The organism is Lautropia dentalis, from assembly GCF_003892345.1.
In the GTDB taxonomy this organism is placed as follows: Bacteria; Pseudomonadota; Gammaproteobacteria; order Burkholderiales; family Burkholderiaceae_E; genus Lautropia; species Lautropia dentalis.
In genome coordinates this window covers 2062972-2064407 of sequence record NZ_RRUE01000001.1, presented here as the reverse complement: position 1 = coordinate 2064407, position 1436 = coordinate 2062972, and the positions used below count along the sequence as shown (strand labels likewise).

Annotated in this window: 1 protein-coding gene; it reads left to right on the top strand. The window is 63.7% G+C overall.

Annotated features, from left to right (window positions below; all coding sequences use genetic code 11):
- Window positions 1-1436 (top strand): non-ribosomal peptide synthetase (locus EHV23_RS07980; protein ID WP_203228911.1); only part of this gene is annotated, 1436 nt, incomplete at both ends.

Sequence of the window (1436 nt, the reverse complement as noted above, 5' to 3'; positions counted from 1 at the left end):
GTGGCTGGATCTGGGCCATGCGCAGGAGGTCGTGGCCAGTCTGCCGGCAGACAACCCCGCAGTATCGAAAGCCGAGTGCGCCGAGGCGGCGTACGTGATGTACACCTCGGGCTCGACGGGTCAGCCCAAGGGTGTGGCGGTGCCGCACCGTGCGATCGGCAGGCTGGTCATGGCCAACGGGTTTGCCGAACTGAAGGCAGACGATGTGGTTGTTCACTGCAGCAACACGGCGTTCGATGCTTCGACGCTGGAAGTGTGGGGGGCGTTGCTCAATGGAGGGCGGATCCTGGTGGTGTTGCATGACCAGGTGCTGGATCCTGAGCGGTTCGGTCGGATCATGCAGGAGGGGAGAGCGACGGTGCTCTACCTGAGTGCGGGGCTGTTCAATCAGTATGCGGATCAGCTGCGGGAAGTGTTTGCGCAGCTGAAGTACCTGATCGTGGGGGGGGACGTGCTGGATGCCAACGTCATCCGGCGGGTGCTGAAGAACGGCGCGCCGCAGAACCTGCTCAATGGGTATGGACCGACGGAGACGACGACGTTTGCGGTGACATGCCGACTGAACGATTTGGTCGATGAGACGGTGACGCAGGTGCCGATCGGTAAACCGATTGGTAATACGCGAATCTATATTCTGGACGGTCAGGGCCAGCCGGTACCCATTGGTGTGACAGGAGAGATCCACATTGGTGGAGATGGTGTGGCGCTGGGATATCTGAACCGTCCGGAGCTGACGGCCGAGCGCTTCATCCCGGATCCGTTCAGTGATGAGCCGGATGCCCGGATGTACAGGTCGGGAGACCTGGGTTACTGGCGCGCGGATGGGCTGATCGAGTTTGTGGGCCGCAATGACTTCCAGGTCAAGATCCGTGGCTTTCGGGTGGAGCTGGGCGAGATCGAGGCGCGGCTGGGAGAGTTGCCCGGGGTGCGGGATGCCGTGGTGCTGGCGCGGGAGGATCATCCGGGCGACAAACGGCTGGTGGCGTACTGGATGGCGCATGAGGGCGCGGCCGAAGAGACGCTGCCGGATGTGGAGAGGCTGCGGGATCACCTGAGGGCGGAGCTGCCGGCGTACATGGTGCCGAGTGCATTCGTGAAGCTTGAGGTGATGCCGCTGACGCCCAATGGGAAGGTGGACAGGAAGGCGCTGCCGGCGCCGGATGCGGAAGCGCTGGTCACACACATGTACGAGGCGCCGCAGGGACCGGTGGAAGAGGTGCTGGCGGGAATCTGGCAGGAGCTGCTGGGCGTGGAGCGGGTAGGGAGAAACGACAGCTTCTTCGATCTGGGCGGACACTCGTTGCTGGCGGTGCAGCTGATGGGCCGCATGCGCCGGGATCTGGGTCAGGAGATCGAGCTGCGGGAACTCTTCGATGCGCCGACACTGGCTGCGGTTGCCAGTCGGCTGCAGCAGGCCGACGAGGCGCTGACTGCTC